The sequence below is a fragment of the Arhodomonas sp. KWT genome (genome assembly GCF_010993615.1).
Genome location: NZ_WNXE01000025.1, coordinates 27,710 through 35,428 on the forward strand (window position 1 = coordinate 27,710; position 7,719 = coordinate 35,428).

5 protein-coding genes are annotated in these 7,719 nt (G+C 70.3%); all 5 read left to right on the top strand.

Annotated elements, in window-relative coordinates:
• Window positions 1–3,113: NAD-glutamate dehydrogenase domain-containing protein (locus G7A99_RS06905; RefSeq protein WP_240466151.1), on the top strand; the 3,113-nt coding region annotated here is incomplete at its 5' end.
• Between the two features lie 10 nt (window positions 3,114–3,123).
• A complete protein-coding gene (locus G7A99_RS06910) occupies window positions 3,124–3,909 on the top strand; it encodes an alpha/beta fold hydrolase (protein WP_018718066.1) in 786 nt (261 codons plus the stop codon).
• A gap of 116 nt (window positions 3,910–4,025) precedes the next feature.
• Window positions 4,026–6,311 carry an NADP-dependent malic enzyme gene (locus G7A99_RS06915; protein WP_018718065.1) on the top strand — a complete coding sequence of 762 codons (2,286 nt, stop codon included), beginning with the start codon at window positions 4,026–4,028 and terminating at the stop codon, window positions 6,309–6,311.
• A 69-nt stretch (window positions 6,312–6,380) separates the two neighbouring features.
• Window positions 6,381–7,424, top strand: coding sequence for a ferrochelatase (gene hemH / locus G7A99_RS06920; RefSeq protein WP_163139294.1), 1,044 nt, complete (start codon window positions 6,381–6,383; stop codon window positions 7,422–7,424).
• 61 nt (window positions 7,425–7,485) lie between these two features.
• Window positions 7,486–7,719 (top strand): alcohol dehydrogenase catalytic domain-containing protein (locus G7A99_RS06925; protein WP_163139295.1); only part of this gene is annotated, 234 nt, incomplete at its 3' end.

Here is a 7,719-nt window from a genome sequence, read left to right on the forward strand (position 1 = left end):
ATGCCCTGCCGGTGCTCGAGCACATGGGCGTGGAGGTCGTCGACGAGCGCCCCTACGAGGTACACCTGCAGCGCGGCGGCATCGCCTACATCCACGACTTCGGCCTGCGCTACGCGAGCGCCGGCCAGCGCGAGCCGGAGAACATCCGCACGCACTTCCAGGACGCCTTCTCCGCGGTCTGGCACCGCCGCGCCGAGGACGACGGCTTCAACCGCCTGGTCCTCGCCGCCGGGCTGACCTGGGAGCAGATCGTGATCCTGCGCGCCTATGCGCGCTACCTCCGCCAGGCCGGCCTGCCGTTCAGCCAGCAGTACCTGGAGGAGACCTTCGCCAACAACGCCACCATCACCCGGCGGCTTGCCCGGCTGTTCGCCGCCCGCCTCGATCCGGACAGCGCCGACGAATCCGCGGCAGCGGCCCTGGGCGAGGAGATCGAGGGCCTGCTCGAGGAGGTCACCAGCCTCGACGAGGACCGCATCCTGCGCCGCATGCTCGCCGCGGTGCAGGCCACTCTGCGCACCAATTTCTACCGCCGTGACAGCGAGGGCCGGCGGCGGGAGTTCGTCTCCCTCAAGCTCGACCCCCGGGCCATCCCCGGCGTGCCCAAGCCGGTGCCGGCCTACGAGATCTTCGTGTACTCGCCGCGGGTCGAGGGCGTGCACCTGCGCGGCGGCAAGGTCGCCCGCGGCGGCATCCGCTGGTCCGACCGCCGCGAGGACTACCGCACCGAGATCCTCGGGCTGATGAAGGCACAGATGGTCAAGAACGCCGTCATCGTGCCCATGGGCGCGAAGGGCGGGTTCGTCTGCAAGCAGCTGCCCGAGGACCGGCAGGCCGCCGCGGACGAGGTCCTCGCCGGCTACCGCATCTTCATTCGCGCCCTGCTCGACGTCACCGACAACATCGCCGCCGGCGAGGTCAGCCCGCCGCCGCAGGTGCTGCGCCACGACGACGACGACCCGTACCTGGTAGTCGCCGCGGACAAGGGCACGGCCACGTTCTCGGACTACGCCAACGAGCTCTCCGACGAATACGGCTTCTGGCTCGGCGACGCCTTCGCCTCCGGCGGCTCCAGCGGCTACGACCACAAGAAGATGGCGATCACCGCCCGCGGCGCCTGGGTCGCCGTGCAGCGCCACTTCCGCGAGCTCGGCCGCGACATCCAGAGCGAGCCGTTCACCGCCGTGGGCATCGGCGACATGTCCGGCGACGTATTCGGCAACGGCATGCTGCTCTCCGAACAGACACGGCTGATTGCCGCCTTCGATCACCGTCACATCTTCATCGACCCGGACCCGGACCCGGAGACGGGCTACGCCGAGCGCCAGCGGCTGTTCGGCCTGGCCCGCTCGAGCTGGGAGGACTACGACCGCAGCCGGATCTCCACCGGCGGCGGCGTATGGCCCCGCTCGGCCAAGTCCATCCAGCTCTCGGCGGCCGCCCGGCAGGCACTCGGCATCAGCGGCGGCGAGCGGCTCACCCCGCTGGAGGTGATCTCGGCGATCCTGCGCGCGCCGGTGGACCTGCTCTGGAACGGCGGCATCGGCACCTATATCAAGGCCTCCGGCGAGTCCCACCAGGACGTCGGCGACAAGGCCAACGACGCCCTGCGCGTCGATGCCGACGAGCTGCGCTGCCAGGCCGTGGGCGAGGGCGGCAACCTCGGCCTCACCCAGCTCGCGCGGGTGGAGTTCGCGATGCATGGCGGGCGGGTCAACTCCGACGCCATCGACAACTCCGGCGGCGTGGACTGCTCGGACCACGAGGTCAACATCAAGATCCTGCTCAACCGCACCGTCGACGACGGCGACCTCACCACCAAGCAGCGCAACCGCCTGCTCGCGGACATGACCGACGAGGTCGCCCGCCTGGTGCTGGCCAACAACTACCGCCAGACCCAGGGCCTGTCGCTGCTCCAGCATCACGCCGCGGAGCTGATCGACGAGCACGGGCGGTTCATGCGCGAGCTCGAACGCGGCGGCCGGCTGGACCGCACGGTCGAGCACCTGCCCGACGACGAGGGGCTCGTGGAACGGGGCAAGGCCGGCGGCGGACTTACCCGCCCGGAGCTCGCGGTGCTGCTCGCCTACGCCAAGATCGAGGCCTACCCGGAGCTGCTCGGCTCCGAGCTGGTCGCCAGCGACTACCTCACCGCCGAGCTCATGCGCTACTTCCCGCAGCCCCTGCGCGAGCGCTTCCGCGAGCGGATCGAGGGCCACCCGCTGCGCGCCGAGATCACCGCGACGGTGGTGACCAACCACATCCTCAATCGCATGGGCGCGACCTTCCTCTTCCGCATCCGTGCGCGCACGGGCGTGGACGCGGCAGACGCCGCCCGCGCGTACTTCGCCGCGCGGGACATCTTCGGGCTGCGCGAGCTCTGGCACGAGGTGGACGCCCTGGACAACCGCGTCCCGGCGACCACCCAGCTCCGGCTGCTGGAGGCGCTGTGCGAGCTCCAGGAACGGGCCACGCTGTGGCTGCTGCGCAACCTGCCCTCGCCGCTGGACATCGAGGAGACCGTCGCCCGCATCTCGCCGGCGGTGCGCCACCTCGGCGAGACCCTGGACGAACTGCTGCCCGAGGAGGACCGCGGCCTGCTGGAGACCGAGGTCGGACACCACACCGAGGAGGGCGTACCCGAGGCACTGGCCCGCCGTGTCGCCCGGCTGGACGCACTCTACGCCGCGCTCGACCTGGTCAAGGTCGCCAGCGACACCGGTGCGCGCCTGCGCGAGGCCGCGGAAGTCTACTACACCGCCGGCACACGCCTGGAGCTGGGCTGGCTGCGTGAGGCGATCACCGAGCACCGCGTGGATGATCCCTGGCAGGAGCGCTACCGCGCGGGCATGGAGGAGGAATTCTTCGTCCAGCTCCGGCGCATGGCCGTGCGCGTGCTGCGCAGCGGCGACAGCGACACCCCGGCGGCCGAACGCCTGGAGCGCTGGATCGGGGACAACCAGGCCATGGTCGAACGCCTCGCCCAGACCATCACCGAGCTGCGCAAGGCCGCGCAGGTCGACCTGCCCATGCTCGGGGTCGCGCTCCAGGAGCTGCGCAACCTCGGCCAGGCCGGTGCCGCCCAGCAGCTCGTCACCGGCGAACCCGCATGAACGAGGGACCATGAACGACGACATCATCGAGCTCCACCGTGAGGTCAGCGGCGAGGGCGCGCCGCTGGTCCTGCTCCACGGCCTCTACGGCTCCGGGGCCAACTGGCGCCGCTATGCCCGGCGCTGGTCCCGGGACCACCGGGTGATCGTGCCCGACCTGCGCAACCACGGCCGTTCGCCGCACAGCGGGCGCATGGACTACCCGGCCATGGCCGCGGACGTGGCCCGCATGCTCGAGGCCGAAACGGAGGGCCCGGCGGTGGTGCTCGGTCACAGCATGGGGGGCAAGGTCGCGATGGCGCTGGCCCTGACCCGCCCGGCGCTCGTCCGCGGGCTGATCGTCGCCGACATCGCGCCGGTGGCCTACGCCGACAACGACCACGACGCCATCATCGCCGCCATGCAGGCGGTGGAGCTGGCGGACGTGGGCAGCCGCAGCGACGCCGACCGCCAGCTCGCGGCGCGTATCGACAGCCAGGCCATCCGGCAGTTCCTGCTCACCAACCTGGAACGCGCCGACGGCGGCTGGGACTGGCGGCTGCCGCTGGCGATCCTGCGCCGGGCACTGCCCGACATCCTCGGCTGGCCGGCGCTCGACGGCCGCTGGGACGGCCCGGCACTGTTCGTCCACGGCGGACGCTCGCCGTACGTGGATGACGACGGTCGCCGGGCCATCGCCGGATACTTCCCGAACCACGAAGTGGAAACGCTACCCGAAGCAGGCCATTGGCTTCATGTCGAGGCGCCGGAGGCGTTTACCGGGGCCGTGGAGGGCTACCTGGCCGATCGACTTTGAAAAAATGGAAAATATTTCTATAAATTGGAGGAGGTGGTTGTCGAACGGCCCCCGGCCGTATAATCGCCCGCCTCGCCCATCGCTCGACGTCACTGGGGAATCAAGGTAACCACACAATGTCCGAAGACTTTCGCAAGAGCGCGCTCGAATACCACCGCAACCCCGTCCCGGGCAAGATCGCGGTCACGCCGACCAAGCCGCTGGCGAACCAGCGCGACCTCGCCCTCGCCTACTCGCCGGGGGTGGCCGCCGCCTGCGAGGAGATCGTGGAGAACCCCGATGCGGCCGCCGAGTACACCGCACGCGGCAACCTCGTGGGCGTGGTGACCAACGGCACCGCGGTGCTCGGGCTGGGCGCCATCGGGCCGCTGGCTGCCAAGCCGGTGATGGAGGGCAAGGGCGTGCTGTTCAAGAAGTTCGCCGGCATCGATGTCTTCGACATCGAGGTCGACGAGCGCGACCCGGACCGCCTGGTCGAGATCATCGCCTCGCTGGAGCCCACCTTCGGCGGCATCAACCTGGAGGACATCAAGGCGCCCGAGTGCTTCCAGGTCGAGGAGCAGCTGCGCGAGCGCATGAACATCCCGGTCTTCCACGACGACCAGCACGGCACCGCGATCACCGCCGCGGCGGCGATCTACAACGGCCTGCGGGTGGTCGAGAAGCGCTTCGAGGACGTCAAGCTGGTCGCCTCCGGCGCCGGCGCCTCCGCCATCGCCTGCCTCGATCTTCTGGTCTCGATGGGTCTCAAGCCCGAGAACATCATCGTCAACGACTCCAAGGGCACCGTCTACAAGGGCCGCAAGGAGTACATGGACCCCCGCAAGGAGGTCTATGCCGCGGAGACCGACGCCCGCACCCTGGGCGAGGCGATCGAGGGCGCGGACATCTTCCTCGGCCTGTCGGCACCGGGCGTGCTCAAGCCGGAGATGGTCGAGCGCATGGCCGAGCGGCCGCTGATCCTGGCGCTCGCCAACCCGACCCCGGAGATCCTGCCCGAGGAGGCGCAGGAGGTCCGCCCGGACGCGGTGCTCGCCACCGGCCGCTCGGACTACCCCAACCAGGTCAACAACGTCCTGTGCTTCCCCTTCATCTTCCGCGGCGCACTGGACGTGGGCGCCACCGGCATCAACGAAGAGATGAAGAAGGCCGCGGTGAAGGCCATCGCCGACCTCGCGCTGGTGGAATCCTCGGACGTCGTGGTCGCCGCCTACGGCGGCAAGCCGCTGAAGTTCGGCGCCGACTACCTCATCCCCAAACCCTTCGACCCCCGGCTGATCACCAAGGTCGCCCCGGCGGTGGCCCAGGCGGCGATGGACTCCGGCGTGGCCACGCTGCCCATCGAGGACTTCGCCAGCTACCGCCTGCGGCTCAGCCAGTTCGTCTTCCAGTCCGGGCTGGTGATGAAGCCGATCTTCGAGCGCGCCCGCCAGGACCCCAAGCGCGTGGTCTACGGCGACGGCGAGGAGGAGCGCGTGCTGCGCGCCGTGCAGGCGGTGGTGGACGACGGCCTCGCCCGGCCCATCCTCGTCGGCCGCCGCCGGGTGGTGAAGATGCGGCTCAAGCGCCTCGGCCTGCGACTCGGCATCGACGAGGACTTCGAGCTGGTGGACCCCGAGGACGATCCGCGCTACCGCGAGTACTGGACACTGTACCACTCGCTGATGGAGCGCCGCGGCATCACCCCGGACCGCGCCCGCCAGATCGTGCGCACGCGCAACACCGTGATCGCCGCCCTGATGGTCAAGCGCGGTGAGGCGGACGCCATGCTCGGCGGCATGGTGGGGCGCTACGAACGCCAGATCGACTACGTCGAGCAGGTCCTCGGCCGCCGGCCCGGCGTGCGCAACCTCGCGGCCATGAACGCGATCATGAGCCCCAAGGGCACGCTGTTCCTGTGCGACACCTACGTCAACAACGACCCCACGCCGCACCAGATCGCGGAGATGACCATCCTCGCCGCCGACGAGATCCGCCGCTTCGGCATTACCCCGAAGGTGGCGCTGCTCTCGCACTCCAGCTTCGGCACCTCCACGCGGCCGAACGCGGAGAAGATGCGCGAGGCACTTGAGCTCATCGAGGACCGTGACCCGACCCTCGAGGTCGAGGGCGAGATGCACGGCGACGCGGCCATCAACGAGCAGATCCGCAACCGCATTTTCCCGAACTCGCGGCTTCGCGGGCAGGCCAACCTGCTGATCATGCCCAGCCTCGACGCGGCCAACATCGCCTTCAACCTGCTCAAGACCGTCTCCGACACGGTCTCGGTCGGCCCCATCCTGTTGGGTTCGAACCAGCCCGCCCATATCCTGACCCCGTCGGTCACGGTCCGGGGCGTGGTAAACATGAGTGCGCTGGCGAGCGTCGAGGCGGCCATGGCCGAGGCAGCGGCCGCGGAGTGAGTGCCACGGCGGGGGCGCGGCCCCCGCCGGCCGAGGTGGGCGTATCGCGGGACGCGACGGGTGACAGGCATGACGAGCGAGACACCGATCGGCATTCTGCTGACCAATCTGGGAACCCCCGACACCCCGGACACAAAGGGGCTGCGGCGTTACCTCGCCGAGTTCCTCTGGGATCCGCGGGTGGTCGAGGCACCGCGGCTGCCGTGGTGGCTGGTGCTCCACGGCGTCATCCTGCGCACCCGCCCGCGCAAGTCCGCACAGGCCTACCAGCGGATCTGGGAGGAAGACGGCTCGCCGCTGCTGACCACCACCCGCCGCCAGGCCGAGGCGGTGCGCCGTTTCATCGCCGAGCGCACGGGCCGCCCCATCCCGGTGGCGGTGGGCATGCGCTACGGCCGCCCCTCGATCGAGGACGGCATTGCCGAGCTCGAGCGCGCCGGCGCCGAGCGCATCGCGGTGCTGCCGCTCTATCCCCAGTACTCCGCCTCCACCACCGCGTCCACCTACGATGCCGTGGCCAAGGCGATGACCCGCCGCCGCAGAGTGCCCGGCCTGCGTCTGGTCCGTGACTACCACGACCACCCGGGCTACCTGGACGCGCTGGCCGCCTCGATCAGCGAGTACTGGCAGCACTACGATCGCGGCGACATCCTGTTGTTCTCCTTCCACGGCATCCCCAGGGAGTACGCCGACAGGGGGGATCCCTATCCGGAACAGTGCGCGCGCACCGCCGCGGCGGTGGCCGGGCGCCTGGGACTGGGGCCGGAGGAATGGCTGACCACGTTCCAGTCCCGCTTCGGCCCCAAGGAGTGGCTGCAGCCCTACACCGACGTCACCCTCCAGCGCCTGGCCGGCGAGGGCACCCGGCGCGTGGACATGATCTGCCCCGGCTTCGCCGCGGACTGCCTGGAGACGCTGGAGGAGAACGACATCGGTAACCGCGAGCTGTTCATCGAGTCAGGGGGCGAGTCGTTCCACTACATCCCCTGCCTGAACGTACGCGACGACCACATCCGCGCGCTCGGCGACATCGTCCTGCGCGAGCTCCAGGGCTGGCTCGCCGCCCCGGAACCGGCGGCCAACGACGACGTCTTCTCGGCGGGCGGGCACTGACGCGCCGTCGTTTCCCGGCGGCCCCGCGGCCCGCCACCACGCCACAACGGGAGGAACCGCGATGACCCACGCGATCCGCGTTCACGAGCACGGCGGCCCGGACGTCATGCGCTGGGAGACGGTCGACGTGCCGCCTCCCGGACCGGGCGAGGCGCGGGTGCGCCACACCGCCATCGGCGTCAACTACATCGACGTCTACTTCCGCACCGGTCTGTACACGCCCCCCGGCCTGCCGTTCACCCCGGGCATGGAGGCCGCCGGCGTCGTCGAGGCCGTGGGCGATGGTGTCACCGAC